At 41.4% G+C, this 25,594-nt stretch carries 26 protein-coding genes and 3 tRNA genes; 24 read left to right on the top strand and 5 right to left on the bottom strand.

Going from position 1 to position 25,594, the window contains the following annotated elements; translation table 11 throughout:
- Window positions 1-2 precede the first annotated feature (2 nt).
- The 6 genes from GWK48_RS05045 to GWK48_RS05020 are packed head-to-tail and all read left to right on the top strand — an operon-like array spanning window position 3 to window position 8,523.
- Window positions 3-3,377, top strand: coding sequence for a DNA-directed RNA polymerase subunit B (locus GWK48_RS05045; protein ID WP_174632552.1), 3,375 nt, complete (start codon window positions 3-5; stop codon window positions 3,375-3,377).
- A complete protein-coding gene (gene rpoA1 / locus GWK48_RS05040) occupies window positions 3,370-6,030 on the top strand; it encodes a DNA-directed RNA polymerase subunit A' (protein ID WP_174630205.1) in 2,661 nt (886 codons plus the stop codon). The genes GWK48_RS05045 and rpoA1 overlap by 8 nt, the downstream gene beginning before the upstream one ends.
- 4 nt (window positions 6,031-6,034) lie before the next feature.
- On the top strand, window positions 6,035-7,306 hold the full coding sequence (gene rpoA2 / locus GWK48_RS05035; RefSeq protein ID WP_174630204.1) for a DNA-directed RNA polymerase subunit A'': 1,272 nt from the start codon (window positions 6,035-6,037) through the stop codon (window positions 7,304-7,306).
- Window positions 7,307-7,312: 6 nt separating this feature from the next.
- Window positions 7,313-7,624, top strand: a complete 312-nt coding sequence (locus tag GWK48_RS05030) for a 50S ribosomal protein L30e (protein ID WP_174630202.1) — start codon at window positions 7,313-7,315, stop codon at window positions 7,622-7,624.
- A 15-nt stretch (window positions 7,625-7,639) separates the two neighbouring features.
- Window positions 7,640-8,071 (top strand): NusA-like transcription termination signal-binding factor, encoded by a 432-nt coding sequence (locus GWK48_RS05025; protein ID WP_174630200.1) that lies wholly within the window; start codon window positions 7,640-7,642, stop codon window positions 8,069-8,071.
- 11 nt (window positions 8,072-8,082) lie between these two features.
- The gene (locus tag GWK48_RS05020) at window positions 8,083-8,523 is read left to right on the top strand and encodes a 30S ribosomal protein S12 (protein ID WP_174630198.1); all 441 of its coding nucleotides are present in this window, start codon (window positions 8,083-8,085) and stop codon (window positions 8,521-8,523) included.
- 7 nt (window positions 8,524-8,530) lie between these two features.
- Here GWK48_RS05020 and GWK48_RS05015 read toward each other — a convergent pair whose 3' ends face one another.
- Window positions 8,531-8,971, bottom strand: a complete 441-nt coding sequence (locus GWK48_RS05015) for a bifunctional nuclease family protein (RefSeq protein ID WP_174630196.1) — start codon at window positions 8,969-8,971, stop codon at window positions 8,531-8,533.
- A gap of 87 nt (window positions 8,972-9,058) precedes the next feature.
- Between GWK48_RS05015 and GWK48_RS05010 the strand changes: the two genes are divergently transcribed.
- The 5 genes from GWK48_RS05010 (at window position 9,059) to GWK48_RS04990 (ending at window position 12,815) form a co-directional block, all read left to right on the top strand.
- The gene (locus tag GWK48_RS05010) at window positions 9,059-9,643 is read left to right on the top strand and encodes a 30S ribosomal protein S7 (protein ID WP_174630194.1); all 585 of its coding nucleotides are present in this window, start codon (window positions 9,059-9,061) and stop codon (window positions 9,641-9,643) included.
- A 54-nt stretch (window positions 9,644-9,697) separates the two neighbouring features.
- Window positions 9,698-11,005, top strand: a complete 1,308-nt coding sequence (tuf, locus tag GWK48_RS05005; RefSeq protein WP_174630192.1) for a translation elongation factor EF-1 subunit alpha — start codon at window positions 9,698-9,700, stop codon at window positions 11,003-11,005.
- Window positions 11,006-11,023: 18 nt separating this feature from the next.
- On the top strand, window positions 11,024-11,332 hold the full coding sequence (gene rpsJ / locus GWK48_RS05000; protein WP_174630190.1) for a 30S ribosomal protein S10: 309 nt from the start codon (window positions 11,024-11,026) through the stop codon (window positions 11,330-11,332).
- 26 nt (window positions 11,333-11,358) lie between these two features.
- Window positions 11,359-11,456: transfer RNA gene (locus tag GWK48_RS04995), tRNA-Ser, on the top strand.
- Window positions 11,457-11,495: 39 nt separating this feature from the next.
- Complete coding sequence (locus GWK48_RS04990) at window positions 11,496-12,815, top strand: cobyrinic acid a,c-diamide synthase CobB (protein WP_174630189.1); 1,320 nt, start codon at window positions 11,496-11,498, stop codon at window positions 12,813-12,815.
- Here the strand turns inward: GWK48_RS04990 and GWK48_RS04985 are convergent.
- On the bottom strand, window positions 12,792-13,544 hold the full coding sequence (locus GWK48_RS04985; RefSeq protein WP_174630187.1) for a DUF2208 domain-containing protein: 753 nt from the start codon (window positions 13,542-13,544) through the stop codon (window positions 12,792-12,794). The two genes, GWK48_RS04990 and GWK48_RS04985, sit on opposite strands and share 24 nt — an antisense overlap.
- A 564-nt stretch (window positions 13,545-14,108) precedes the next feature.
- Between GWK48_RS04985 and GWK48_RS04980 the strand changes: the two genes are divergently transcribed.
- Genes GWK48_RS04980 through GWK48_RS04960 form a run of 5 tightly spaced genes read left to right on the top strand, consistent with a single transcriptional unit; the run spans window position 14,109 to window position 17,460 of the window.
- Window positions 14,109-14,771, top strand: coding sequence for a 3,4-dihydroxy-2-butanone-4-phosphate synthase (locus GWK48_RS04980; RefSeq protein ID WP_425487487.1), 663 nt, complete (start codon window positions 14,109-14,111; stop codon window positions 14,769-14,771).
- Window positions 14,771-15,238 carry a riboflavin synthase gene (gene ribC, locus GWK48_RS04975; RefSeq protein ID WP_174630185.1) on the top strand — a complete coding sequence of 156 codons (468 nt, stop codon included), beginning with the start codon at window positions 14,771-14,773 and terminating at the stop codon, window positions 15,236-15,238. Before GWK48_RS04980 ends, ribC begins: the two co-directional genes overlap by 1 nt.
- Window positions 15,219-15,677, top strand: a complete 459-nt coding sequence (gene ribH, locus GWK48_RS04970) for a 6,7-dimethyl-8-ribityllumazine synthase (RefSeq protein WP_174630183.1) — start codon at window positions 15,219-15,221, stop codon at window positions 15,675-15,677. Before ribC ends, ribH begins: the two co-directional genes overlap by 20 nt.
- 2 nt (window positions 15,678-15,679) lie before the next feature.
- Entirely contained in the window at window positions 15,680-16,375 is a 696-nt protein-coding gene (locus tag GWK48_RS04965; RefSeq protein WP_246263931.1) for a GTP cyclohydrolase IIa, read from the top strand.
- Window positions 16,354-17,460 (top strand): amidohydrolase family protein, encoded by a 1,107-nt coding sequence (locus tag GWK48_RS04960; RefSeq protein ID WP_174630180.1) that lies wholly within the window; start codon window positions 16,354-16,356, stop codon window positions 17,458-17,460. The genes GWK48_RS04965 and GWK48_RS04960 overlap by 22 nt, the downstream gene beginning before the upstream one ends.
- Here the strand turns inward: GWK48_RS04960 and GWK48_RS04955 are convergent.
- Genes GWK48_RS04955 through GWK48_RS11445 form a run of 3 tightly spaced genes read right to left on the bottom strand, consistent with a single transcriptional unit; the run spans window position 17,426 to window position 19,559 of the window.
- Window positions 17,426-18,169: a beta clamp domain-containing protein gene (locus tag GWK48_RS04955; protein ID WP_174630171.1), complete on the bottom strand. Its 744-nt coding sequence runs from the start codon at window positions 18,167-18,169 to the stop codon at window positions 17,426-17,428. The two genes, GWK48_RS04960 and GWK48_RS04955, sit on opposite strands and share 35 nt — an antisense overlap.
- The gene (locus tag GWK48_RS04950; protein WP_174630169.1) at window positions 18,162-18,488 is read right to left on the bottom strand and encodes an RNA polymerase subunit Rpo13; all 327 of its coding nucleotides are present in this window, start codon (window positions 18,486-18,488) and stop codon (window positions 18,162-18,164) included. Before GWK48_RS04950 ends, GWK48_RS04955 begins: the two co-directional genes overlap by 8 nt.
- Window positions 18,489-18,500: 12 nt before the next feature.
- The gene (locus GWK48_RS11445; RefSeq protein WP_246263917.1) at window positions 18,501-19,559 is read right to left on the bottom strand and encodes an ATP-binding protein; all 1,059 of its coding nucleotides are present in this window, start codon (window positions 19,557-19,559) and stop codon (window positions 18,501-18,503) included.
- Between the two features lie 97 nt (window positions 19,560-19,656).
- Here GWK48_RS11445 and GWK48_RS11440 point away from each other — a divergent pair, with 97 nt between their 5' ends.
- The 8 genes from GWK48_RS11440 to GWK48_RS04910 all read left to right on the top strand — a co-directional run bounded on the left by GWK48_RS11440 (window position 19,657) and on the right by GWK48_RS04910 (window position 25,213).
- Window positions 19,657-19,881, top strand: coding sequence for a hypothetical protein (locus tag GWK48_RS11440; RefSeq protein WP_246263916.1), 225 nt, complete (start codon window positions 19,657-19,659; stop codon window positions 19,879-19,881).
- Window positions 19,882-20,189: 308 nt separating this feature from the next.
- Complete coding sequence (locus GWK48_RS04940; RefSeq protein ID WP_174630165.1) at window positions 20,190-22,913, top strand: DEAD/DEAH box helicase; 2,724 nt, start codon at window positions 20,190-20,192, stop codon at window positions 22,911-22,913.
- 41 nt (window positions 22,914-22,954) lie between these two features.
- Window positions 22,955-23,245 carry a 50S ribosomal protein L14e gene (locus GWK48_RS04935; RefSeq protein WP_174630163.1) on the top strand — a complete coding sequence of 97 codons (291 nt, stop codon included), beginning with the start codon at window positions 22,955-22,957 and terminating at the stop codon, window positions 23,243-23,245.
- Entirely contained in the window at window positions 23,246-23,623 is a 378-nt protein-coding gene (locus GWK48_RS04930) for a tRNA pseudouridine synthase A (RefSeq protein WP_174630162.1), read from the top strand.
- Complete coding sequence (locus tag GWK48_RS04925; RefSeq protein ID WP_246263915.1) at window positions 23,565-24,266, top strand: RNA-guided pseudouridylation complex pseudouridine synthase subunit Cbf5; 702 nt, start codon at window positions 23,565-23,567, stop codon at window positions 24,264-24,266. The genes GWK48_RS04930 and GWK48_RS04925 overlap by 59 nt, the downstream gene beginning before the upstream one ends.
- Window positions 24,254-24,814 carry a class I SAM-dependent methyltransferase gene (locus tag GWK48_RS04920; RefSeq protein WP_174630158.1) on the top strand — a complete coding sequence of 187 codons (561 nt, stop codon included), beginning with the start codon at window positions 24,254-24,256 and terminating at the stop codon, window positions 24,812-24,814. The genes GWK48_RS04925 and GWK48_RS04920 overlap by 13 nt, the downstream gene beginning before the upstream one ends.
- A gap of 24 nt (window positions 24,815-24,838) precedes the next feature.
- A tRNA-Ser gene (locus GWK48_RS04915) sits at window positions 24,839-24,935 on the top strand.
- 203 nt (window positions 24,936-25,138) lie between these two features.
- Window positions 25,139-25,213: transfer RNA gene (locus GWK48_RS04910), tRNA-Asp, on the top strand.
- The last annotated feature ends 381 nt before the right edge of the window (window positions 25,214-25,594 follow it).

The raw sequence follows: 25,594 nt of genomic DNA, 5'->3' as shown, positions 1-25,594 counted from the left end.
AAATGCTATCCATTGATGATAGATGGGTTATAGTAGAGGCTTACTTTAAGTCCAGAGGTCTGGTCAGGCAACACCTGGACTCCTTCAACGACTTCATTAAGAATAAACTTCAAGAGATAATAGATGAGCAGGGTGAAATTGCCACTGAGATACCTGGCCTAAAGATTAAGTTAGGTAAAATAAGGGTTGGAAAACCCAGGGTTAGGGAGGCAGATAAAGGAGATAAGGAGATAACTCCCATGGAAGCCAGGTTGAGGAATCTGACCTATTCAGCACCTGTTTACCTCACCATGATACCCGTTGAAAACAACATCGAGGGAGATCCAGTTGAAGTTCATATCGGAGACATACCTATAATGCTAAAGTCGACTGCAGATCCCACATCCGATTACAGCCAAGAGAAACTGGTGGAAATAGGGGAGGATCCAAAGGATCCCGGGGGTTACTTTATCATTAATGGAAGTGAAAGAGTTATTGTAACTCAGGAGGACTTGGCAACAAACAGAGTGTTAACTGATGTGGGGAAAGCGGGGTCAAACATAACTCACACCGCAAAAATAATATCTAGTACATCAGGTTACAGAGTTCCTATAACTATTGAAAGACTCAAGGATTCCACAATTCACGTTTCTTTCCCATCCGTACCAGGAAGGATTCCCTTTCCAATAATAATGAGGGCTTTGGGATTAGAAACCGATCAGGACATTACCTTGGCTGTTTCCTTGGACGTTGATATCCAAAATGAGCTTCTTCCCTCATTAGAGCAGGCAGGCTCAATTTACACCAAGGAGGACGCTTTGGACTTCATCGGAAATAGGGTAGCTATAGGTCAAAAGAAGGAAATGAGGATTCAGAAAGCAGAGCAGGTCTTAGATAAGTATTTCTTACCACATATAGGTACAAATCCTTCAGACAGGATAGCCAAAGCGTACTATTTAGCCTTTGCTATCTCTAAACTAATTGAACTTCATCTTGGCAGGAGATCGCCTGATGATAAAGATCACTACGCAAATAAAAGGCTCAAACTCGCAGGGGACCTCTTCGCAAGTCTCTTTAGGGTAGCGTTTAAGGCCTTTGTGAAAGACTTGGTATTTCAATTGGAAAAATCTAAAATAAGAGGCAGAAGGCTGGCCATTAACGCTTTAGTTAGACCTGATATAATTTCTGAGAGAGTTAGGCATGCGTTGGCTACAGGAAATTGGGTTGGCGGTAGAACAGGGGTAAGCCAACTCTTAGACAGAACAAACTGGCTATCTATGTTAAGCCATCTAAGGAGAGTCGTTTCTTCATTGGCTAGAGGGCAACCTAACTTTGAAGCTAGAGACCTTCACGGAACTCAATGGGGTAGGATGTGTCCATTTGAGACGCCAGAGGGTCCAAATAGCGGACTAGTAAAAAACCTCTCATTATTGGCCCAAATATCTGTAGGGGTGAATGAGAAAAATGTCGAGAAGGTTCTCTATAATCTAGGAGTCATACCAATAGAAGAAGTAATAAAGAAAGTCAAAAATAGCGAGGAGAATGTAGAGGACTACGAATCGTGGGCTAAGGTTATACTTAACGGTAGACTTGTTGGTTATTACCCAGATGGAAAAGAATTAGCTGAAAAGATCAGGGAGAAGAGAAGGGAGGGAGAGATAAGCGACGAGATTAACGTGAGCCATTTAGTCACAGATACATTCAATGAAGTTTACATTAATTCAGATAGCGGAAGGGTAAGGAGGCCCCTAATCGTCGTTAAAAACGGGAAACCTTTGGCTACCAAAGAAGATATAGAAAATCTTAAGAAAGGAAAAATAACGTTTGACACTTTAATCAAGGAGGGGAAAATAGAGTTTCTTGATGCAGAGGAAGAGGAAAATGCCTATGTAGCCCTAGAACCTAAGGACGTCACAAAGGACCACACGCATTTGGAGATATGGACTCCTGCCATACTTGGGATTACAGCTTCCATTATACCCTATCCTGAACACAACCAATCGCCCAGGAATACGTATCAATCAGCTATGGCTAAACAAGCTCTAGGTCTCTACGCTGCAAACTATCAAATTAGAACAGATACTAGGGCTCATCTTCTTCATTATCCGCAGAGGCCAATAGTACAAACTAGAGCTTTAGAAGCCATAGGATACACTGAAAGGCCTGCTGGAAATAATGCAATTTTTGCTTTGATGTCATATACTGGATATAATATGGAAGACGCAGTTATAATGAACAAATCATCAGTTGAACGTGGTATGTTTAGGTCAACGTTCTTTAGATTGTATTCGGCAGAAGAAATTAAATATCCTGGAGGGCAAGAAGATCAAATTCTCCTTCCTGAGGCTGGAGTAAGGGGATATAAGGGTAAGGACTATTACAGACTTCTTGAAACAAACGGGATAGTTCCACCAGAGGTTGACGTTAAAGGTGGAGATGTACTTATTGGGAAGGTCAGCCCGCCAAGGTTTTTACAGGAGTTCAAGGAACTATCTCCTGATCAGGCCAAAAGGGATACATCCATAATAACACGTCATGGAGAAAGAGGCACCGTAGACTTAGTTTTGGTCACTGAAACTTCAGAGGGAAATAAGTTAGTAAAAGTGAGAGTTAGAGACTTAAGGATACCAGAAATTGGCGATAAGTTTGCAACAAGGCACGGACAAAAGGGAGTAGTGGGAATGCTAATACCACAGGTGGACATGCCTTACACAACGAAAGGCCTGGTGCCTGATATAATTCTAAATCCCCACGCCCTTCCGTCAAGGATGACCGTAGGTCAAATTATGGAAGCTTTAGCAGGGAAATACGTTGCTGCCTCTGGTAAGCCTATAGATGCAACGCCATTCTATAATATTCCTATAGAAGAGATTCAAAGGAAGTTGTTGGATCATAACTATTTAACTGATGGATCCGAGGTCGTCTACGATGGAAGAACAGGAGAGAAATTAAAGGGTAGGATACTTTTCGGGATAGTATATTATCAGAAGCTACATCATATGGTGGCTGACAAGATGCATGGACGTGGTAGAGGTCCTGTCCAAATACTAACGAGGCAGCCTACTGAGGGTAGAGCACGAGAGGGTGGACTAAGGTTTGGGGAGATGGAAAGGGATTGTTTAATTGGATATGGGGCCGCAATGCTGATTAAGGACAGACTATTGGATAATTCCGATAGGGCTACAGTTTACGTATGTGAACAATGTGGATATGTGGGCTGGTATGACAGAAGTAAGAACAAGTATGTCTGCCCGATACATGGGGATAAAACTACCCTATATCCTGTTGTAATTTCATATGCATTTAAGTTACTACTTCAAGAGCTAATGAGTATGGTAATTGCACCCAGGCTCGTTCTAGGCGATAAAGTACCTGTAAATGGTGATTCCAATGAGTGAAAGATATAGACTTGACGAAAAAATCATAAAAGGTATTCGATTTGGGATATTATCCCCGGATGAAATAAGAAAAATGTCGGTAACCGCAATAATAACTGCCGACGTTTATGATGAAGATGGTACTCCAATTGAAGGAAGTGTAATGGACTTTAGGTTAGGAATAATTGAGCCAGGGCAAAAATGTCCTGTATGCGGAAACGTGTTGGGTAGTTGCCCCGGTCATTTCGGTCATATCGAGCTAGTAAGACCTGTAATACATGTAGGCTTTGTAAAACATGTTTATGATCTCCTGAGGGCTTCATGCAGAAGATGCGGAAGAGTAAAGATAAATGAACAGGAAATACAAAAATACAGGAAGATTTATAACGCAATAAAAAGGAGATGGCCTTCAGCAGCCAAGAGATTAATCGATCACGTTAAGAAGACATCAATGAAGGCAACCAAGTGTCCCCATTGCTCTGAAACTCAACTTAAGATAAAGCTTGAGAAGCCCTATAATTTCTATGAAGAGAGAAAAGAAGGAATAATTAGGTTGATGCCTTCAGACATTAGAGAAAGACTTGAAAAAATACCAGATCAGGACATAGAGCTTCTAGGTTACGATCCTAAGAACAGCAGACCTGAATGGATTGTGTTAACAGTATTACCAGTTCCACCCATTACCATCAGACCTTCCATAATGATCGAGAGCGGAATAAGGGCTGAAGACGATTTGACCCATAAACTTGTGGATATTGTCAGGATAAACGAGAGGTTAAAGGAGAGTATAGATGCAGGAGCGCCTCAGCTCATTGTTGAGGATTTATGGGATTTACTACAGTATCATGTAGCTACCTATTTCGATAACGAAATACCTGGCTTGCCTACATCGAAACATAGATCAGGGAGACCTCTGAGGACTCTGGCCCAAAGGCTTAAGGGGAAAGAGGGCAGATTCAGGGGTAATCTTTCAGGAAAGAGGGTAGATTTCTCGGCCAGAACTGTTATTTCGCCGGATCCTAACATCAGTATAGATGAGGTAGGGGTTCCCTACGACGTAGCCCAAATATTAACCGTACCAGAGAGAGTTACGAAGTGGAACATAGAAAGAATGAGACAGTACGTTATTAATGGACCGGAGAAGTGGCCAGGAGCTAACTATATAGTGAGAGACGATGGTAGGAGAATTGATCTTAGGTACGTGAAGGATAGAAAGGAGTTAGCTGCTGCCCTTACTCCAAATTACGTGGTAGAAAGACATCTTGTAGATGGAGACATAGTAATCTTTAACAGACAGCCTTCACTTCACAGGATATCCATGATGGGGCACAAGGTGAAAGTTCTTCCAGGGAGAACCTTTAGACTTAACCTTCTAGTGTGCCCGCCCTATAACGCAGACTTTGACGGTGACGAAATGAATCTCCACGTACCCCAGTCTGAGGAAGCCATAGCAGAGACCAAAGAGCTCATGATAGTCCACAGAAATATCCTTACTCCTAGATATGGTGGTCCCATTATAGGTTCAGCGCAAGATTACATTAGTGGAGCTTATCTGTTGACAGTGAAAACTACCCTACTTACCGAAAACGAGGTTCAAACGATACTAGGGGTAGCGGATATAACCAAGAAATTAGGGGAGCCCGCAATACTCTCTCCCAAGAGGTTGTACACAGGCAAACAGATAGTAAGTTACTTCTTGCCCGAGACCTTTAATTTCCATGGCCCTGCCAATATCTCCAGCAGTGCCAGATCGTGCAAGGATGAGGATTGCCCTCACGATTCTTACGTCGTTATAAAGAAAGGTAAATTGCTTGAGGGCGTATTTGATAAGAAGGCTCTAGGTAATCAACAGGCAGAAAGCATACTTCACTGGCTGGTTAGGGAGAACCATGAGGACTATGTCCTTTGGTTAATGGATAATCTCTTCAAGGTATTCTTAAGATATATTGAACTTCACGGACTGACAATGACCTTAAGCGACGTCACAATTCCTCCTGAGGCATCCACCAAGATCTCTGAGAGGGCAAGTGAGGCTAGAAAGAAAGTTTTAGAGCTAATTGAACAGTATAAACAACGCAAACTGGAGCCGGTTCCCGGGAGGACTCTAGAGGAGACCCTAGAAAGTCACATCCTTGACGCATTGGACAAATTGAGGAATGAGGCTGGAGAAATCGCGACTACCTATCTAGACCCCTTTAATAACGTGTATATCATGGCTAGAACAGGAGCTAGGGGAAGTCCTCTTAACATTACCCAAATGGCCGCTATGTTGGGCCAACAGTCGGTAAGGGGAGAAAGAATAAAACGCGGATATTCAACAAGGACCCTATCTCACTTCAAGCCTGGCGACATATCGCCAGAGGCTAGAGGGTTCGTCTACTCCTCTTTCAGGAGCGGTCTTACTCCTGTCGAGACCTTCTTCCATGCAGCTGGTGGAAGGGAGGGATTAGTGGATACCGCAGTAAGAACGTCCCAGAGTGGTTACATGCAAAGAAGGCTAATAAACGCTTTATCGGATTTGAGGATAGAATATGACGGCACAGTTAGGACTTTATACGGTGAAGTAATTCAGACCCTTTATGGGGGAGACGGTGTTCATCCAATGTATAGTGCACATGGCAAGACTATAGATGTGGATAGAATATTAGAAAGAGTTGTGGGTTGGAAGAGGTGAGAACATGATAAGAGAAGAGGACAAAGAGTATCTGGCACAAAAGATTTCCCAACTTAAGGGGTTGATGCCAGATGCTGTGATCACCAAGTTGGAGAGCTCAATTCAAGGTATGCAAGTCGAGATTACTAGAGATGAAATAGATGAGATACTGAATTTGGCCGTATCTGACTATTTATCTTCTCTAGGACACCCTGGAGAGGCGATAGGAGTAGTCGCTGCACAGTCCATCGGTGAGCCTGGAACGCAAATGACGTTAAGGACTTTTCACTTCGCTGGTGTAAGGGAACTTAACGTTACGTTGGGGTTGCCTAGATTAATAGAGATCGTGGATGCTAGAAAGGTTCCCTCTACACCTATGATGACAATCTATTTGACAGAGGAGTACTCCAAGAATAAGTGTAAGGCTCTTAAGGTTGCAAGAGAGTTGGAGTACACTAGAGTAGAAAACGTAGTCAGCGGGGTAAATCTAGACGTTGCTAGTATGAGCATTATCATCCACTTAGATCCTGACTTAGTAAGTGATAAGCTGGGTAGGGTAAGGGATCAGAAATTGGCAAATAAAGATAACGAATGTGCAGAAGATAAAGAGAGTGAGGAAGATCCTATAGATAGAATAGTAAAGGCTATAAAGAAACTAAAACTAGGCAAGTACAAGTTGGAAACAAGCGATGACACCATAGAAATTACGTTTGAAGACGTGGACAGCATTACGGGTTTGTTTAAGTTGAGAGAAAAGATTCTTTCGGCTAAGATTAAGGGAATAAAGGGAATCAAGAGGGCCATAGTTAGAAAGAGGGATGAACAGAAAAAGGAAAATCAGACTGAGGAAGAGTATATAATAATCACTGATGGATCTAACCTGGAAGGCGTTTTAGGGGTTAAGGGTGTCGATATTTCAAAGGTAGAGACAAATAACCTCCATGAAGTGGAGAGCGTTCTAGGAGTCGAGGCAGCTAGAGAACTTATCACAAAGGAAATAAAGAGAGTTCTAGACGAGCAGGGTCTAGACGTTGACATTAGGCATATAGAGCTAGTCTCTGACATTATGACAAGAACAGGTGAAGTTCGTCAAATAGGTAGGCATGGAGTTACCGGAGAAAAGACTAGCGTCCTAGCTAGAGCAGCCTTTGAGGTTACCGTGAAACATCTTCTTGATGCTGCGGCAAGAGGTGACATGGAAGACTTTAAAGGTGTAGTAGAAAACATTATTATTGGCCAACCGATTAAGCTTGGTACTGGAATGGTTGAACTTTTAATGAGGCCTGGAAATAGGTGAAAAGAAATGTCACAATCAGTAACGTTCGAATCGGAAATTAAAGTTCTTCTCAAGACAGGGAAAGTGGTACTTGGAAGCGACAAGTCAATCAAATTGCTTAAGATGGGAAAGTTGAAAGGAGTAGTAGTAGCTTCTACTCTAAGGAGCGATATAAAGGAGGATATCATGCGCTATGCATCATTAAGCGGAGTTCCGGTAGTTGAATACAAGGGTAGTGGATGGGAACTGGGTACTCTGGTAGGTAAGCCTTTCCTCATTTCTACGATAGGAATAGAAGATACTGGCGATTCCCGGATACTGGAGTTAGGAAATAAGTAAATTGGTGGTAAAATTTTGCCTGAGATAAAGTTAACACCAGAAGAAATGCGTTACATGTCTCTTTTTCAAGATGTCACAAGAGTTACAGTAAAGGACTGTGTAATTGACGAGGAGAGCAACAGAATAATATTTCTAGTCGATCCAGAGAATATGGGAATGGCCATTGGTAAAGGCGGAATTAATATAAAGAAACTCAGAAAAATTATAGGAAAAGAGATTGAAGTTGTAGCATACAGTGATAATCTTGAGGATCTCATAAAGAATCTAATGTCTCCAGCTAGAGTTAGGAGCGTAAAGACTATTGATAGCAATTCAAGGAAGATAGTTTATATCACGGTTGATCCTCAGGACAAGGCTTTAGCTATTGGTAAAGCGGGTAGGAATGCCAATAGGGCCAAAATAATTTTAAAAAGATACATGGATATAGACTCGGTGATCATTAGCTAAGAGGTGTCCGTTTGGCAGGTAAGTCTCCTAAAGGAATTTTCGCTGCGAGAAAGCTGAAACTTAGAAGGTTGAAGTTTAGGTGGAGCCAAAGAAGGTTCAAAACCAGAGTTTTACAATTGAAGAAGAGATTTGATCCTCTTCAAGGAGCCCCAATGGCTAGGGGAGTTGTTCTAGAGAAAGTAGGGATAGAGTCAAGGCAGCCCAATTCCGCAGTGAGAAAGTGTGTAAGGGTTCAGTTAGTAAAAAATGGCAGGGTAGTAACGGCTTTCGTGCCCGGTGATGGAGGCGTAAACTTTATTGATGAACACGACGAAGTTATAATTGCAGGTATAGGAGGTACTTTAGGTAGATCTATGGGCGACTTGCCGGGCGTAAGGTTTAAGGTAATAATGGTAAATGGGGTATCCTTAGACTCATTATATAAGGGAAAGAAGCAGAAACCAGTGAGATAATCTAATCTCAGTCGGAAGATTTCTCTACAAGCTCTCTTTTTACCTTTATAGGTTTGTTAGTGAGAAGGGCTAAATATATGGCGTGGCTTGGAATCATCCTCTTCTGAATGACTAGCCCGCCGAAGTTCAACTCAACAGTAGCGATGTAAATGTCATCTAGTATCCCGTCTATAACTACCTTAGTGATCCTCTTCTCCAAGTATTCTGCAATCTCGGGTATGAATGATATTATGTCGTAAACAGTCTCTCGTCTCGCTTTTTCAGATAGATTAAAATCTGTTGATTCATTCTTCATTAGTTTATTAATTGCATTAACTATATCTGGAGGAACATAGAATAAATTGAATTCCCTCCCATCCTCTAGATAACACACAATGACAGGAACTCCACTGGTAGGAGATATGAAAGCGTCTACCTTGCTTACATTGATGAAATCTTGATCGATCATTATATACTAAATTATTTCATCAAGGCTATTAAACCCTTCATGAATAGATATTTAATCCGTTAAATCCTAATAGCGGTGAGTGTGGATATGGATAGTTACGAATTATCGAACCTGGACCTAAAGATATTTGGTAAGTGGGATACTAAAGTGGAAATCAGGGATCCAAGTCTGAAAAAGTACATATCTCTGGTTCCAGTCTATCTACCTCACTCAGGTGGTAGGCATGAACACAGAAGGTTCGGAAAGGCTAGAGTGTCCGTTGTGGAACGTCTAATCAATGAGTTGATGAGACCAGGAAAGAATAAGGGGAAAAAGATACTTGCTTATAACATAGTAAAGGCAACCTTTGAGCTAGTCCAAGCTAGGACAGGGCAAAATCCCTTGCAAATTCTAGTCAGGGCTATAGAGAACTCTGCGCCTAGAGAAGAGGTGACTAGAATTATGTATGGTGGTATAGTATACTATGTAGCTGTGGACGTCTCTCCTCAAAGAAGAGTCGATATAGTCCTTAGAAACCTAGTTGATGGTGCTAGGGCCTCGTCCTTTAATAATCCTAAGCCCATTGAGGAAGCTCTAGCTGACGAGTTAATAGCAGCCGCAAGCGGTGACTCTAGAAGTTTCGCCATAAGGAAGAAAGAGGAGACAGAAAGAATAGCCTTGAGCTCTAGATAAATAGCTAAACTTTTATTAACTGAGTGTCTTTAAAGTCGGTAGGAGTTGAGCTAGATGTCTCAAAAGCCACATTTGAATTTGATAGTAATAGGTCACGTAGATCACGGAAAAAGTACGCTCGTGGGAAGGCTGTTGATGGATAGAGGTTTCCTAGATGAAAAAACAATAAAGGAAGCTGAGGAAGCCGCGAAGAAGCTTGGTAAGGAATCAGAGAAATACGCTTTCCTTCTAGACAGGTTAAAGGAAGAGAGAGAAAGAGGTGTAACAATAAATCTTACTTTTATGAAATTTGAGACTAAGAAGTACTTCTTTACTATAATAGACGCTCCCGGTCACAGAGACTTCGTAAAGAACATGATAACTGGTGCAAGCCAGGCTGATGCGGCTATACTTGCAGTATCAGCTAGGAAAGGTGAATTCGAGTCTGGTATGAGTCTCGAGGGACAGACAAGGGAACACATTATACTTGCGAAAACCATGGGCCTTAACCAAGTTATCGTAGCCATAACTAAGATGGATGCGACTGATCCTGCGTACGACCAGAAGAGGTACAACGAAATAAAGGAAACAGTAGAGAAGTTCATGAAATCCTTTGGATTCGATATGAGTAAAGTGAAGTTTATACCTATAGTATCTATAACTGGTGAAAATGTCACCAAAAGATCGGAAAACATGAAGTGGTACAACGGCCCTACCTTAGAGGAGGCTCTGGACATGCTTGAGATCCCTCCAAAGCCAGTGGACAAACCTTTAAGACTACCAATTCAGGAAGTTTACTCCATATCTGGTGTCGGTACAGTACCAGTAGGTAGAGTAGAAAGCGGAGTAATGAAAGTTGGGGATAAGATAGTGTTTATGCCTGCAGGAAAATCCGCGGAGGTCAGATCCATAGAGACTCATCACACTAAGCTAGAGAAGGCGGAACCTGGAGACAATATCGGATTTAACGTGAGGGGTATTGACAAGAAGGATGTCAAGAGGGGAGATGTTGTAGGACATGCTACTAACCCACCCACTGTTGCCGACGAATTTACGGCGAGGGTTATAGTTGTATGGCATCCCACTGCATTGGCAGTTGGGTATACTCCAGTCGTTCACATCCACACTGCAAGTATTGCTTGTAGAGTTTCAGAAATAGTATCTAGGTTAGATCCAAAGACAGGAAAAGAGGCCGAGAAGAACCCACAGTTTATCAAACAGGGCGAGTCAGCTATAGTTAAGTTTAAACCCATAAAGCCGCTGTGCGCGGAGAAGTTTAGCGAATTCCCGGCATTAGGAAGATTTGCAATGCGAGATATGGGTAAAACCGTGGGTGTAGGAGTAATAAACGACGTGAAGCCCTCCAAGATTGAGATCAAGTGATAAGCGCGGTGCAGCTTAATGCCAAATAAAGCTAGAATTCGGCTGTGGAGTACCGACGTCAAGAATCTGAACTACGTCGTTAATCAAATAAAGGCTATAGTGGACAAGACTGGAGTGAATATGAGAGGACCCATACCCCTACCCACCAGGAGAATGGAAGTCCCTGTGATGAGGTTGCCACATGGTGAGGGAAGAAAGAAATGGGAGAAGTGGGAAATGTCTATCCATAAGAGGATAATAGACATATCAGCCGACGAGAGAGTAATGCGCCAATTAATGAGAGTAAAGGTTCCGGAAGACGTATATATCGAAATACAACTGATCTAATTTTTTAGATTTTTCTTTTGAACTGTGCCGGGGTGCCCGAGCGGACCAAGGGGCTGGCCTGGAGTGATCTCCTGGTTAGCCAGTGGGGGTCAACCCTGCGCGGGTTCAAATCCCGCCCCCGGCGCGTTTAAGTTTTATACTCTTGTTTTATGACTAATTTTGTATGATTCAACCTAGGGTAATCATTTCTTCTGATCGAAGTAATTCGGGAAAGACCTTAATCTCCTCTGGTATAATGATGGCTCTATCGAAGCGATTTAAGGTTAGGGGTTTTAAGGTAGGTCCAGATTACATAGATGGCGGATATCATAAGATAGCCACAGGTCAACCTTCCATAAATTTAGATCTATTCATGATGGGTGAGGATGGAGTTAGGGAGTCTTTAGCTCGATATTCTAGAGGCTACGATATTTCCGTTATAGAAGGAGTAATGGGGCTGTATGACGGCCACGGCATCGAATATAGCACTTACGAAGTGGCGAGAGTTACTGGAACGCCGATAGTCTTAGTCATCGATTGTTCAGCCATGGGCTCCACAGCGGCGGCGGTAATTTATGGGCTTAAGCAATTTGGAAACGCTGATGTGAAGGGCGTAATCTTTAACAAAATAGGTTCAGAGAAGCATTATTTGTACTGTAAGGACAAACTCCGTGATGTGAAAGCTCTAGGTTACATCCCTAAGTTAAGTCAGGAGATCCCATCAAGACATTTAGGGCTTTTCACAGTGGAAACGTATGACAAGGCTAAAGAAGCTATAAATCTCGTATCCAAATATGTAGAGACTAACATTGACATGGATTTACTAATGGAAATAGCTTCCCAAGCATCACCGATCAAAACCGATTTCCAACATGCAGAGCCCACCAATCCTATCGGAAGGGGAGGAAGCAGAAGGATAGCAGCTGTGGCCTATGATTCAGCATTCTCGTTCTACTATCAGGAGAATCTAGATATATTAGGGGAGAAATTCGAGTTAAAATTTTTCAGCCCCATTCTTAACGAGAAGGTTGAGAACGCAGATCTTATCTATCTGGGCGGGGGTTATCCTGAGCTATACGCCGAGGAGTTATCAAAGTCCTTCTCGACAGCAAAATGGATAAAACAAGCTGCAAATGATGGGAAAAAGGTTCTCGCAGAATGTGGGGGCCTAATGTACCTTTCTAGATATCTAGAATATAACGGCAGAAAATATCAATTAGCTAACCTACTGGATGTTGGAATAACTTTTCAAGGCAGACTCACTTTAGGTTATAGAATAGCTGATACCATAGAAGACTCATTCATATCCCGTAGAGGGGACACTATTAATGGCCATGAGTTTCATGTGTCACTTCCAGAATATGTGAACGAAAAAAGATTCGTTTTCAAGTATAGGAACGGAAACGGTATAGAGAACGGATATGATGGTATAAAAGTAAATGATACCTTGGCTTCTTATCTTCACCTTCACTTTTCCAGATTAAGAAGAAGATTGTCTTTTTAATTCAAGCCTCTTAACTCTCTCTAGCATATCTAAGAGTTTATCTAAGTCCTTAGCGTACAACCTTATCTTGTATGGATATTTAGCTTCTACTGAGTCTATCTCAACATATCTCTTTTCCTTATTTACTATTAAGTTAGAGTTAAGCAGATGTTTAGCATGAAGGAATACCGACATACCACCAGACCCAATGATCCCTTTCTCAGTTACCTTGTAACTCAAGGGCGCCATAGTTGACATCATACTGGGTTTAAATAGCCTTCTATAGACAAAAAATCCGAAAAGATATATTATCTCAAAGTATACCAGATACACACCTAGTCTGTAGTAAGGATCTGTCTGGGCGGAAGCAAACTTTGAGATGTAGCCGTAAACGAAGAAGAGCACCACTATGTATATTAGATATGAGAAAAGCATAGTCATGTTTTTCTTAGCAAATTGCATGTACTCTCTCTGATAATCTTCGTCCTTTGTAATTAGATCATTTGCATTCTTTTCTTCATAAAGTGTGTTAGAGTTAGCAACCTCGACCATTAATTTCCTGTCCCTTAACATGGGATTTGACTTATAAGTCATCGAAAACGTAATTCCCATCATTACAATAAAGTAAGTTATGAATGCAATTAAGAAGTATTTTGGATAGAATCCCAAAACAATCGATATTACTACAAGATATGTTTGACTAATCAGTGCAAATTTCCAGTTATAAGGATTAGGAGTCGCTGACGACATGCTATAGTGTATATAACGGTGTAACTTAAATACTTATATAACAATGCATCTATCAACCTTATTCTTAACTCTAATGCTCCTCTTTGCGTCAACGTCTCAAGTTTACACTTACCACTTCAATTCTCTAAACCAGGTTGTTGAGGTGAACCTCATAGTGACCCCCAAAGCTCAGGTTAAGGCTCTAAACCTTTCAGATGGAGTATTGCTGGTAACATCAACGAACATAATTAACGTTAGTGGGAACGTTAGTTATGAGAGACTTAATTCTACCAGTGTTCTTGTGCCAATATTTGACTTTAGTTCTAATTCTACATATTTAATTAAAATCATAATGAATTCTTCAAATATAACTGTTAATATCGTCTCAACCATATATTTTGATAGTACCAGTTATTCCAATCTTTCCTTTCATCAAAGAACTCCAGGTGCTAATGGAAGCGATTTATATAATTATTTATATTATATTATTTATATAATTATTAGTATTACAATATCCTTTGTGATATCTCTTATTAAAAGACATTAGTATATACGCTTTTATACCATAGTGAACTCTTAGACATGATGTTGAATCGATCAGTTTTAAAGAAGGAGTTGGAATCCGGTCTTCCCATTCTAGTGTACGACTTTGATGGTAGGGAAGAGGAGGTAGATATGGTCTTTTACGGTGGAGCTGTGAGCTGGAAGAGTATAAGAACCCTCAGGTCAGTTGCAGGTGGTCTAATTTGCTATGCTACAGGCATGAAAGAAGCAGAGAGCCTAGGTCTGCCGTTTCAGGTCGAAATTTTAAGATCAATAAAAGGACTGGATAGACTAGTAAAAAAACCTGTATACAACGACGAACCTGCATTTTCCCTTTGGATTAATCACGTAAAAACTACTACTGGAATTTCGGACAGAGACAGGGCACTAACAGTCCAGTCCTTACATGAGATAATAACAGGCCTTAATGAAAAAGGGAGCGATTTCAGGGAGAGATTCTATCAGGAGTTCTATTCGCCAGGACACGTTCCTCTCCTGATTTCTAGAGGGATAGGAAGAAGGAAAGGACACACTGAGTTAACAGTAGAATTGATGAATCTACTTGGGCTAGAGAGGAGTGTCGTATTTGCAGAGATGTTAGATGAGGGAATAAGTATGAAGAAGGATAAAGTCATGGACTTTGCGAAGTACAGAGGGTTCATTTTTATTGAGGGAAAGGAGATTCTGAAGGAGGTGAGTTCCTGATGGAAAGGGTATACGGAGTGGTTGACACTACTTTTTCGAGGATCAATATGGGTGAGATAGCCGTAAGAACAATTCGAGCTGAAGACCGGGACGCTAAGATAATGAGGTATACCGTACCAGGAATTAAGGATTTGCCTGTGGCAGCCAAGAGGCTTATAGAAGCTGGTTGCAACGGCGTGATTACGTTAGGATGGGTGGGGAAGTCACAGTTGGATAAATATAGCTATTTGGCAACAAGTATAGGTTTGATCACCGTTCAGATACTAACGTCTAAGCATGTAATTGACGTCACAGTTCATGAAGATGAAGCGGAGGATGAGGAGAGTTTAGTCAAGATTGCAGAGGATAGGGCAAGGAAACATTCACTAAACCTCGTCAAGTTAGTAAGGGATGGGCCAAATTCTCTTACCGCACAAGCTGGAAAAGGCCTTAGGCAGGGGTATGAAAATGCAGGACCAATTGGTTAGAATAGGTATAGTTGTTGCCGAATTTAACTACGATATAACTCATTTAATGCTCAACAGGGCGACAGCCCACGCCAAGTTCCTCGGAGCCGAGGTAAAGGCGGTTTTCAAGGTGCCAGGAACCTTTGAAATACCTCTAGCAGTTAAGGAATTACTTTCAAGAAACGATATAGACTGCGTCATCACCCTTGGGGCCATAATTAAGGGGGAGACAAAGCATGATGAAGTGATAGGAAATCAGGTTGCTAGACTGGTCTCGGATCTGTCCCTGGAGTATTCTAAACCGGTTTCCCTAGGGATAATAGGTCCTGGTGCAACCCACGAGCAGGCAGTAGAGAGGATCGAGGAGTATTCGACTAGGGCGGTTGAGTCTGCAGTAAAGATGGTGAGGAGGATAAGGGTGAACAGGGAAAAGGGAGAGTCGCAGGTGACTATCGAGTGAAGATGTTGGTGTTGGAGCTATACAACTATAGAGAATGGACAGAGATTCTTGGAAATGATAGGGAATGGAAGATCCAACTAAGCCAACACTCGTTAGTGTCTAAACTTCTTGAGAGAAGTTCGCAAATAGGAGGAATACTCCTTCCCATGCGATATGATCTTTTGCTAATACCTTCTGATGGACTGAGGAAGTCGAGCCTCATGAACCTTTTGAGGTACAGCTCCAGACTTTCTCCTGTGGCTGTTAGGGCTTGTTTAGGGTATGGTAAGAACCCTCAAAAGGCACAAGAAGAGGGCTATAAATGCGTTAAAAATCTGGATCCTGGGCAGTTCAGACTAGATTCATATCCTGACTCAAATGTAGTCGTAGCTCACTTCGACCTTAACGGTTTCACAGATCTAACATTTAGAACCAATGTATACGATTCTTTTGTCGAGGCGCAAAAGTTCTACATGGATATTCTCTCCACTACATATCATCTAGGAGGAGTAGCTCAATATATGGGCGGAGACAATATTGTGGCTTTTCTTAGCGAGGAGGAGATAGATCAAGTAGCTTCTATCGTAGAGAACAATCCAAGGATTAAGGTCGGGATTGGAGTTGGAGTCAATGCTAGGGACGCCCTAAGGAAAGCCACTAAGGCTCTGACTGAGATAAGGAAGGAAAGGCGAGGAGTTTGGAAGATACTACAAGAGTGATAAATGTAGAATACGCCTTACTAGGTCAAGAGCTCGAACTTGCCAACAGGGTTCATCTGGAAATAAAAAATGATAAAATAGAACATATCGGGAAAGGATGGGTAAGTAAAGGGGAAATTTACCCCAATTCGATTCTCATCCCAGGTTTCGTAAACGCTCACGTTCACACTTTTGACGGACTAATTCCAGAGTTTGGGACTAACTTAAGCCTCAAAGAGGCAGTAGGCGATCCAAATAGTAAGAAGTACGAGTTGCTGATCAATAAATCAATAGATGAACTGAAAAGAGCGACCAGAGACTTCCTCAAGAAATCCCTAGAAGTTGGCGTTATGATTGTTCTAGATTTCAAGGAATTGGATTTAGTTGGCGCTTTGGCAGCCAAAGGGATATTTACTGAATATCCAAATAATTACATCCCTTTGGGTAGGTTAGATGAGGAAGTAACAGAAGAACGACTAATTAAGTTACGAGAGCTAGTACCAGGCTATGGCTTAAGTAGCGTTTCCTCCGCCAGCCCAGAAGAATTGCAATTAATATCCAAGGTCTTTAATGATCGGATAAGGGCAGTTCATATCTCAGAGAACCTTAGGCAAAATCTATATAACGACCTAAAACTAGCGTTATCTTTATTCAGAGCCAATATACTAGTTCATGGGACGAACTTAAGTAACGATGAAATCAGGACAATAGCCGATCTAGGGATCCCATTGGTGGTATGTCCCAGGAGTAATCTTTGGTTTTCTTCAGGAGTACCTAACATCCCTGAGATGGTGAAGAGCCATGTGAACCTTCTTATCGGGACTGATAATGCGAGCTGGATCGATCATAACCTCTGGAAAGAGTTAGAGGTTGCTCTCCTGATTTCAAGATGGTTATCTCCAGGTATCGATGTGGCTAGAGACCTTCTTAAGGCTTCAACAATTAATTTCAAAGGGATACATCCAATAGAAGAGGGAAGGTATATCACTGCAGGTATTTTTAACGTAAGTTCAAGATTCGAGTCGGCTGTAAACAAGTACTCAGCTCTGATTAAAGAACAGGGAAGTCTGATCAAAGTCTTGGGGCAACCCAGAACCTTAGTGTAGCCCCTTTTTCTAAGACCGCTGATACCTTGAGCGGAATTCCTGATCCGAACGCAACCTCAAGTTCCTTAGAGAAAGATAAGGACGAGGTAATTTTTTCCAGAACAGGTAAGCTGTACCTGGAATCAGTATCCCTAATTATCTCTAGCCTCGATAGTGGCTTTTCTGGCCTCAGTAAGGCTACATATTTTTTACCAGCATCCTCAACGTTGAACTCCACTGCCTGATCCTTGGTCCTAATCTCTGCTTCCTCTCCGATCTGCATTCCCTCATCTATAAGGGTTCTTAGAACTTCACCGTCTATACTAAGGTTTACATTATGTGAAACCCCTGGTTCCTTCATGTTTTGGACTTCTCCCTTATCAGCTTTCAAGTTTAAACTACTTCTAGTTCCACTCCTTTCATCTCTAACAATTATTCTTATACCGCCCTCAGTCTCTAAAATTTCTATACTAGATCTTCCTTTCATCTTCGAAAGTATCTTTTTTAGATCTCCTAGTTCTAGTTGCACCGAAATTGGTTTCTCTATGGAGTATTCGTCGAGTGCCTCTCGTGTGATATCCACAACCCCCATCATAACTTTATCTTCAGTAAGGTATTTACTATTAATTCCGCTATCAGTAAAATTTAATATCATTTTATCAGTGAGTCTGGAAATTGCAGAGACTATATAGTAAAAATCCTTTGAGCTACTATAAATCGCTCTAAACATTACTATCCTCTTCTTCCTTTTTCTTCTTCATCTTTTTAGCTTTCTTTTGGGTCTTAGACTTTGTAGATCTAGACTTTCTCCGTTCGGGCTTAGTCTGGTAAGATGAGAAGTTGCTATTAAACTCCTTCTCTGCTTCTTCTAAACTTATCTTACCTGAAATAAGCTTATACCACACCTCTGTATTTTTAGTGAGGAGTTCTATATCTTGTAAAGATAAGGCTGGAATCCCGTCTTCTTCATCCTCAGTTTCGATTTTCTCGTCCTCTGATCCTGCGCTTTGAATCTCATTTTCTTCTTCATAATCATCAGATGAAGACATCAACAATCACCTCTAATTTAGACGAAACACTATTACATCGCTGGTTGTTAAATCTCTTGTTGCAATTAAACCTCTTTCAAGCCTCATAATCATCTCGTACACGGTCCTTTGCGCTTCGCCGTGCTCTCCACCAATTACCTTAGACATATACTCCAATTCGCTAGGTTCTCTCATACCTAGAGATAATACAATTGCCGAGTTATTTATAACCTTATCTAATTCCTTGGAGTACTGAGAAATAATCATGGTTCCATAACCAAACTTTCTCCCTTCAGCAAATATTCTATCCACCAACATTCTACCGCTCTCTCTGGATAATATGAACGGTGCTTCGTCTATTACTATAAGGTTTCGTAATTTATCAGATTTTTCCTCATTAAATCTACTAAAAATTAAATTAAGAATAGACTCTATTAAAATATATTTTATGTATGATACAGAGATATTTGAAAAATCTAGTATAATTTTATTATTGAAAATTTTATTGAAATTATAATCACTATTAAAGATATTTGAGTCAAGGAATCTAATATATGACTCCAATCCCTCAAGTCTGTTAATCATTTGGGAATTATTATACAAACTCTTCTTTTTCTCGATAAGAATTATTAGGTCCCTGAAGTTTGGCGTTCGTAACAACCAGCTGTCTGGATCCTCCTCATAAATTCCCTTTTCCTCGTATGCCTCCAGTAGCAGGTTTGAGATCTCCATGGTCTGCAAACTGCCGAGATTAAAAATTGATTTGAGCATTGTAGCTACCTCTAACGATCGCTGCTTTGGGGATTTCCCAAAAAGTGAGAGAGGGTTTATACTTGTCTTTGAAACATCTATTCTCTCTCCAGGAATATCGGAATACTCCCCATGGATATCAAATATTATATAATTCGCATTAAGTTTCGAAACAATTTTCTTAGCTACAGTGGACTTACCATATCCACTAGAACCCACTATAGTCGAGTTGTAATTTTTGAGCTTCGAGTAGTCTACGCAATACTCCCCTTCTGAGGGGATCCATTTATACCTGTAATTTCCTTGGAATATTCCAGGCACTAGATTCCTCAATAGTTTCATTTTTATTTCACCTATACATAGTCCCTTACTACTCGGCTGGGGCTCCTGTAATAAGAGGTATGGTGTAGCTAACCAAGATAGTGCCGAGAGGGGGATCATGGATACGTTTCTTAAAAACGAAATAAGCACCAAATCCACTATTGATCCTATGAGGAGAAAGGGAGATTTGGAGAGAAGGAAAGTGCCCACAACAAATATGGTTGACAGTAAGAGACTTCTAATGTCGACCTTTAATCCTCTTCTACTCCAGGACCTAGACGTTATTTCCCATAGGGATCTGAGCAATACTAGGAAACTTATGGCTACTGCTAGGCCAGTATAATATAGAAGTATATATTCAGGGCTTAGATCCCTTTGGAGTAGAATTAGAATAGTAACAATTGTCAGTGGAAATGCTATACTGGCTATTACTGAGTCCAACAGAAGAGGGGCTAAAACGCCGTCCATGAAGAGAAATAACGAAAATAAGAGGAGCTCTGTTAGCGTTCCAAATAAAGGGATTGGAACTATGTCTCGAAGAAATATAGCTGATATGGATTGAGTTATTATGACAAGGACCAGTATTAAATATCTCTTGGTGTAGCGCATGCGCTTAATAGAGCACTTATTAATAAGATATAATATTTCTTAATGTCATCAGTGTCCCAGGAATTCGTATCTAAATTAAGGTCGCTGGGCTATAATGATCTAACTTCTATCCAAAAATTGGCTATACCGAGCATCATAAAGGGATTCCACACTTTAGTTATAGCTCCAACAGGATACGGAAAGACGGAAGCTGCAATCATTCCAATCTTTTATTCCATGTTCATGAAAAGACCAAAGAAGATATCTGCTCTATACGTAACGCCCTTGAGGGCATTAAATAGGGATCTGGAGCTTAGGCTAAAAAGACTTGCTGAGGCCTTTGAGATCAAAGTGGGAACTAGACACGGCGATAACTCCAGAAAAGAGCGAAAAGACGTCGTTTTAAATCCGCCCGACCTTCTCCTTACGACGCCTGAGACGCTGTTATATCTGATCGTAGACCGTAGAATGAAACAGTTATTTAGGAACATAAGATGGGTAGTCATAGACGAACTCCAGGAGATGCTGGATGAAAAGAGAGGTTATGAGCTATCTGTGGTCCTTCAACGTCTAAAAAGACTCTCCAACGACAGAATTCAGTTTATAGGCCTGTCAGCTACAATAAGCGATGTCGATATTGCAAAGGCTTACCTAAGCCTGAACGAGGATGTTGAAGTTGTCAAGGTTGACGGAAGGAAGGATACTGAAATATCCATAGAAATACCAGAACCTAGTCAAGACGATGTTGAAAGATCTATAAGATCCAAAATAGATCCAACACTTCTAGCCAGGCTTAGAAGGCTTAAGGAGATAATAGAAAATAATAAGCCAGTATTAATTTTTACTAACACGAGAGAAACAGCGGAATATCTCTCTAATCAACTTCAGACCGTTTATGGCTTGAAGGTGTTCACGCATCACGGATCTCTCTCAAAGGAGGTGAGGATAGAAATCGAGAGGAAATTTAAGGAGTCGGAGGTCGATGCGATAGTAGCCACATCTAGTCTCGAGCTCGGAATCGATATTGGAAGTGTATCGCTAGTTGTTCAATATATGTCCCCTAGACAGGCTACCCGACTTCTCCAGAGAGTTGGAAGAAGTGGCCACTCAATGAATAAGGTATCGAAGGGGATTGTGATACCCGGAAACTACCTGTACGACGTTCTAGAGTGCAAGGCTATAACGGAGCTGAGCAGAGAAGGGTATCTGGAGCCTCTTCAAGTCGAGAAAAATCCTCTAGACGTTTTAGCCCACCAGCTGGCAGGAATGGTAATTGAAGGTCCAGTAAAGATAGGTGATGCCTTAGAGGTGTTTCGTCAGTCTCCATACTTCAGAACATTATCTGAGGAGGAAATAAATGAGGTAATTTCTCAGTTGGAGGCTGAGAGGATCGTGAGGAAATCTGGAGACTACGTAAAGGCATCTAGGAGGACGTGGAAGTATTATTATTCAGTAAACATGATACCAGATTCCAACTTAACTTATTCCGTAATAGAGGTCGATGGCAATAGGAAGGTAGGAAACTTAGATTTTGACTTCGTCTTGATTCTAGATCAAGATAGCGTGTTTATTCTTGCTGGAAGGCTATGGAAGGTAATATCAATAGAGGAGGGTAAGGTATTTGTCTCCTCCACCGAGCTCAAGAAGGGAGACCTACCAAGTTGGTTTGGGGAAGCCATAGCAGTTGAAAAGGAGGTATCCATGAGGGTTTATGAGTATCTGTCCGAAATGTTTTCTTCTACACTCAATGCTACTGATGAAATAAGGAAAAAGGTTGAGGAATATAAGAGGAGAGGCTATCCAATTCCTACCAAGAACGAGATCATTGTTGAGTTGGTCAACTCTGACTTAATAATTATTCATACTCCATTCGGGACAAAGGGAAATAACACCTTGGGCTCTCTAATTTCTGCGATGCTGGCAGAGAGGGGAATTAGGTCATCGTATAGGTCAGACTCTTATCACGTTGTGATAACCACCATATCCCCTTTAAACAAGGGAGAGGTAACTGATATTCTAAATAGATTAATACAACTAAACGAAGAAATCGCAATAAGATTGATAGAATCAAATATTGTTAATTCTCCACAATTCAAGTGGGCCCTCCTAATAGAAGCTCAGCGTTTCGGTGCGATAGATAAGGGCGTCGAGATGAGGCTAGGACAATTACAACTCAAGGCGTACTCAGAGACAGTTATAGGAAAGGAAGCAATTAAGGAGTCCCTGCTTAAACTTCACGATTTGTCAATAATTGAACTTCTGAATGGCGTGTCCTGGAAGGTTATTGAAGTACCGTCTCCTTCTCCGTTAGCTCAGGAATTCCTAGAGAGGCTCATGGCTTATACGCGCTCAGATGAGGGCCCCATTATGACGGAGGTGTTTAAGAGGAGACTTTTAACTAAAGAAATACGGGTGATATGTCTACTTTGTGCATGGAATTCCAATATGAAGGTTCAGGACGTACCAGAGAGGTGTCCAAAATGCGGATCAATTTTCATAACTTCAACTTATACTGACGATGAGGAGGCCGTTCAACTGATAAGGAAAAATATCAAAGGAGAAAAGTTAACGTGGAAGGAGAGGAGGAAGTTAGATGACCTAAACCTGATCTCTTCACTATTTTCCAATTACGGTAAAATAGCTTTCGTTGCCCTGGCAGTTAGGGGTGTAGGCCCTTCGAATTTAGGAAGGATTATGAGAACTCTTTCGCAAGGAGAAGCCACTTTTTATCAAACCCTAATGGAAGAGGAGAGAAAGTTTATCCGGTACAGGAAATACTGGCAGTAAGTTTTTAATATACATTAGGAACTTTTCTCAGGTGTTTCTGTATGGCAGTCATAGAAGTAGGCAGGGTCTGCGTAAAATTAACAGGAAGAGAAGCTGGAAGTAAGTGTGTGGTAGTAGACATAGTTGACAGCAACTTTGTCTTGATAACAGGTCCAAAGAACTTAACTGGAGTGAAGAGAAGAAGGGTCAACATCATGCACATAGAGCCCACCGATAAAACCATAGAGATTGAAAAGGGAGCTTCAGACGAAAAGGTCGAAGCTAAGATAAAAGAGCAAAACCTGACTGATTTCATGAAAGAGAAGGTGAAGGTAAATATTTCAGTGATATGAATGAGTTTTTCACCTTTTATTTACAAGATAGATGAATTTTGTGGTCATAATAAAAGGTGGATCGTCTTCAGGGAATACGAACCCACGGCTGAGTACGGTACATCACCAGATAAGAGAGACATAAGGTCGCTCATAAACACTTCCATAGTGAACGTTGATAAACCTCCGGGTCCCACTAGCCACGAAGTGGCTTTTTGGGTAAAAACCATGTTTAACCTCAACAGGGTGGGACACGGTGGGACCCTAGAGCCTGAATTGGCGGGGCAATCCCAAGGTTACCGGGGTTCTACCCATTGGGTTGGGGAAAGCCACAAGGGTAATGAATCTAGTCACAAGATCTTTGAAGGAGTATATGTGTCTGATGGAGGTGCATTGTGAATTCAGAGAACAAGACGTTTTGAAAATCGCCAGCGAGTTTGTGGGGACAATATATCAGAAACCTCCTGTAAGGTCCTCTGTTAAGAGGAGGGTTAGGAAAAGAACAGTGTACTCGCTGGACATTCTGGAAGTTAGCGGAAGAGAGGTTTTGATGAAGATTACATCTGAGCCAGGGACTTACATGAGGAAGATATGTCATGATATGGGAACCTTACTGGGCTGCGGCGCACATATGAGAGAGTTGAGGAGGACTAGGTCTGGTATATTCGGAGAGGATAAGCTGGTCACATTGCAGGAGATTTCGGAAGCACTATATTTATACAATAAATGCAAAGAGGAGGAAGAACTGAGGAAGATATTAATCCCTATGGAGATGGCCTTCTGCGGGTTATCTAAGGTCATAGTTGACGATGAGGCGGTCAACTCCATAACCTACGGCTCTTCTCTAATGGCACCCGGTATCGTCTCTTATCAGGAGTTCAAGAAAGGAGATACTATAGGTCTGATAACGCGTAAAGGTGAAGCTATAGCTATCGGGAAGGCATTGGTTGACTCAGAGGGTATGGGGAAAAAAGGCGAGGTCGTTAAAACGGAAAGGGTACTTATGGATAAGGACGTTTACCCAAGGGCATGGAAAAAATGATGTTTGTAATAACCGATGTTGTTAATGGCGTACCGCTTAGTTTAGTTAGCTTTCCCGGGTTATTTTCCAAGAAGAGGCTGGACACTGGAACACGAGTTCTTCTTGAAAACCTAATTTTGCCAGATTCAGGAACAATTGCAGACGTTGGTTGCGGTTACGGTCCTATAGGGATTTACATTGCTTTGTCCAATCCCAAGCTCAAGGTATTCATGTTAGATGTGAATCCCCTGGCAGTTAAGGCTACAACTCTTAATGTCGAAAGGTACAGCCTAATGGATCGGGTCAGGGTCGTCAAGAGCAACCTACTTTCAGAATTAAACGAAAAGGTTGTAGCCATATACTCCAATCCACCTCTTTCCAAGGGATTGGACACGCTTACTGCATTGGCGGAACAGAGCGTTGAGAAATTGGAGAGGAAAGGCTTCGTTCAAATGGTATTATATAAGGGAGAGAATAACGCAATAAAGACTTTCAAGAACTATTTCCCAACAGTTGATATCATAAAAAACACAAAGGGATATTCGATCGTCTTAGCCGTAAATGATTAAAGTAGGCAAATGAATTATAATCGTGCCGGGGTGCCCGAGCGGACCAAGGGGCTGGCCTTGAGAGCCTCCTAGTTAGCCAGTAGGGCTTCACCCTGCGCGGGTTCAAATCCCGCCCCCGGCGTTTATTTACCGTTAGGGCTTCAAAGCTGATACTTAGTGCACTGATATACTATTCGATTATTATAACCCTTTGAAATACGATGGCCTACCTGCGACTTGTATAATAACATTAAATGCATTGAAAGAGTTACAGAAAAATTTAATAGATGCAAGAACAAACGAAGTTGAGTAAACTTTAAATAGTCATTGAAATAATATTAATATGCCGCAGTAGTCTAGCCCGGTCTAGGATGGGGGCCTGTCGAGCCCCTGACCCGGGTTCAAATCCCGGCTGCGGCGCTATTCATTACTTTGTGATTGGGGTGTATAAAACCAAAATCTAAGCATATTTCATTTCTTAGTAGATTATACATCTTTCCAATTCTTTGTCCAAGAGGCAAAACGCCTTTCTCATACCTCTCAGTTATGCTGAGGAGAGGTGGGGGATCTCATTAACTGTAGCTCTGACGTCCCCTCTTTCTAACCACCATAGCAGAGGGATAGAGAATGGCGTTTAAATACTTTCTATCTATAGCCTAAAGGATCGAGGCTTTTCCTCAAAGTTGTATCACTTTAGACTCAGTTGAATCCTCGCTTTTTAGGGCAGGGAGAATGTTAGAAGGCTTGAGTTTAACTTTCCCATAGCTACAAGCTACGTAAGAATGGTATGGTTTTTATCTT

Source organism: Metallosphaera tengchongensis (assembly GCF_013343295.1).
Classification (GTDB): domain Archaea; phylum Thermoproteota; class Thermoprotei_A; order Sulfolobales; family Sulfolobaceae; genus Metallosphaera; species Metallosphaera tengchongensis.
This window is presented reverse-complemented; position numbering and strand designations above follow the sequence as displayed.

Bases quoted from the DNA above. Each gene is read 5' to 3' on its own strand.
- GWK48_RS05045 (WP_174632552.1), top strand. From the start codon at position 3: ATGCTATCCATTGATGATAGATGGGTTATAGTAGAGGCTTACTTTAAG.
- rpoA1 (WP_174630205.1), top strand. From the start codon at position 3,370: ATGAGTGAAAGATATAGACTTGACGAAAAAATCATAAAAGGTATTCGA.
- rpoA2 (WP_174630204.1), top strand. From the start codon at position 6,035: ATGATAAGAGAAGAGGACAAAGAGTATCTGGCACAAAAGATTTCCCAA.
- GWK48_RS05030 (WP_174630202.1), top strand. From the start codon at position 7,313: ATGTCACAATCAGTAACGTTCGAATCGGAAATTAAAGTTCTTCTCAAG.
- GWK48_RS05015 (WP_174630196.1), bottom strand. From the start codon at position 8,971: ATGATCGATCAAGATTTCATCAATGTAAGCAAGGTAGACGCTTTCATA.
- GWK48_RS05010 (WP_174630194.1), top strand. From the start codon at position 9,059: ATGGATAGTTACGAATTATCGAACCTGGACCTAAAGATATTTGGTAAG.
- tuf (WP_174630192.1), top strand. From the start codon at position 9,698: ATGTCTCAAAAGCCACATTTGAATTTGATAGTAATAGGTCACGTAGAT.
- rpsJ (WP_174630190.1), top strand. From the start codon at position 11,024: ATGCCAAATAAAGCTAGAATTCGGCTGTGGAGTACCGACGTCAAGAAT.
- GWK48_RS04990 (WP_174630189.1), top strand. From the start codon at position 11,496: ATGATTCAACCTAGGGTAATCATTTCTTCTGATCGAAGTAATTCGGGA.
- GWK48_RS04985 (WP_174630187.1), bottom strand. From the start codon at position 13,544: ATGTCGTCAGCGACTCCTAATCCTTATAACTGGAAATTTGCACTGATT.
- GWK48_RS04980 (WP_425487487.1), top strand. From the start codon at position 14,109: ATGTTGAATCGATCAGTTTTAAAGAAGGAGTTGGAATCCGGTCTTCCC.
- ribC (WP_174630185.1), top strand. From the start codon at position 14,771: ATGGAAAGGGTATACGGAGTGGTTGACACTACTTTTTCGAGGATCAAT.
- ribH (WP_174630183.1), top strand. From the start codon at position 15,219: ATGCAGGACCAATTGGTTAGAATAGGTATAGTTGTTGCCGAATTTAAC.
- GWK48_RS04965 (WP_246263931.1), top strand. From the start codon at position 15,680: ATGTTGGTGTTGGAGCTATACAACTATAGAGAATGGACAGAGATTCTT.
- GWK48_RS04955 (WP_174630171.1), bottom strand. From the start codon at position 18,169: ATGTTTAGAGCGATTTATAGTAGCTCAAAGGATTTTTACTATATAGTC.
- GWK48_RS04950 (WP_174630169.1), bottom strand. From the start codon at position 18,488: ATGTCTTCATCTGATGATTATGAAGAAGAAAATGAGATTCAAAGCGCA.
- GWK48_RS11445 (WP_246263917.1), bottom strand. From the start codon at position 19,559: ATGAAACTATTGAGGAATCTAGTGCCTGGAATATTCCAAGGAAATTAC.
- GWK48_RS11440 (WP_246263916.1), top strand. From the start codon at position 19,657: ATGGATACGTTTCTTAAAAACGAAATAAGCACCAAATCCACTATTGAT.
- GWK48_RS04940 (WP_174630165.1), top strand. From the start codon at position 20,190: ATGTCATCAGTGTCCCAGGAATTCGTATCTAAATTAAGGTCGCTGGGC.
- GWK48_RS04935 (WP_174630163.1), top strand. From the start codon at position 22,955: ATGGCAGTCATAGAAGTAGGCAGGGTCTGCGTAAAATTAACAGGAAGA.
- GWK48_RS04930 (WP_174630162.1), top strand. From the start codon at position 23,246: ATGAGTTTTTCACCTTTTATTTACAAGATAGATGAATTTTGTGGTCAT.
- GWK48_RS04925 (WP_246263915.1), top strand. From the start codon at position 23,565: ATGAATCTAGTCACAAGATCTTTGAAGGAGTATATGTGTCTGATGGAG.
- GWK48_RS04920 (WP_174630158.1), top strand. From the start codon at position 24,254: ATGGAAAAAATGATGTTTGTAATAACCGATGTTGTTAATGGCGTACCG.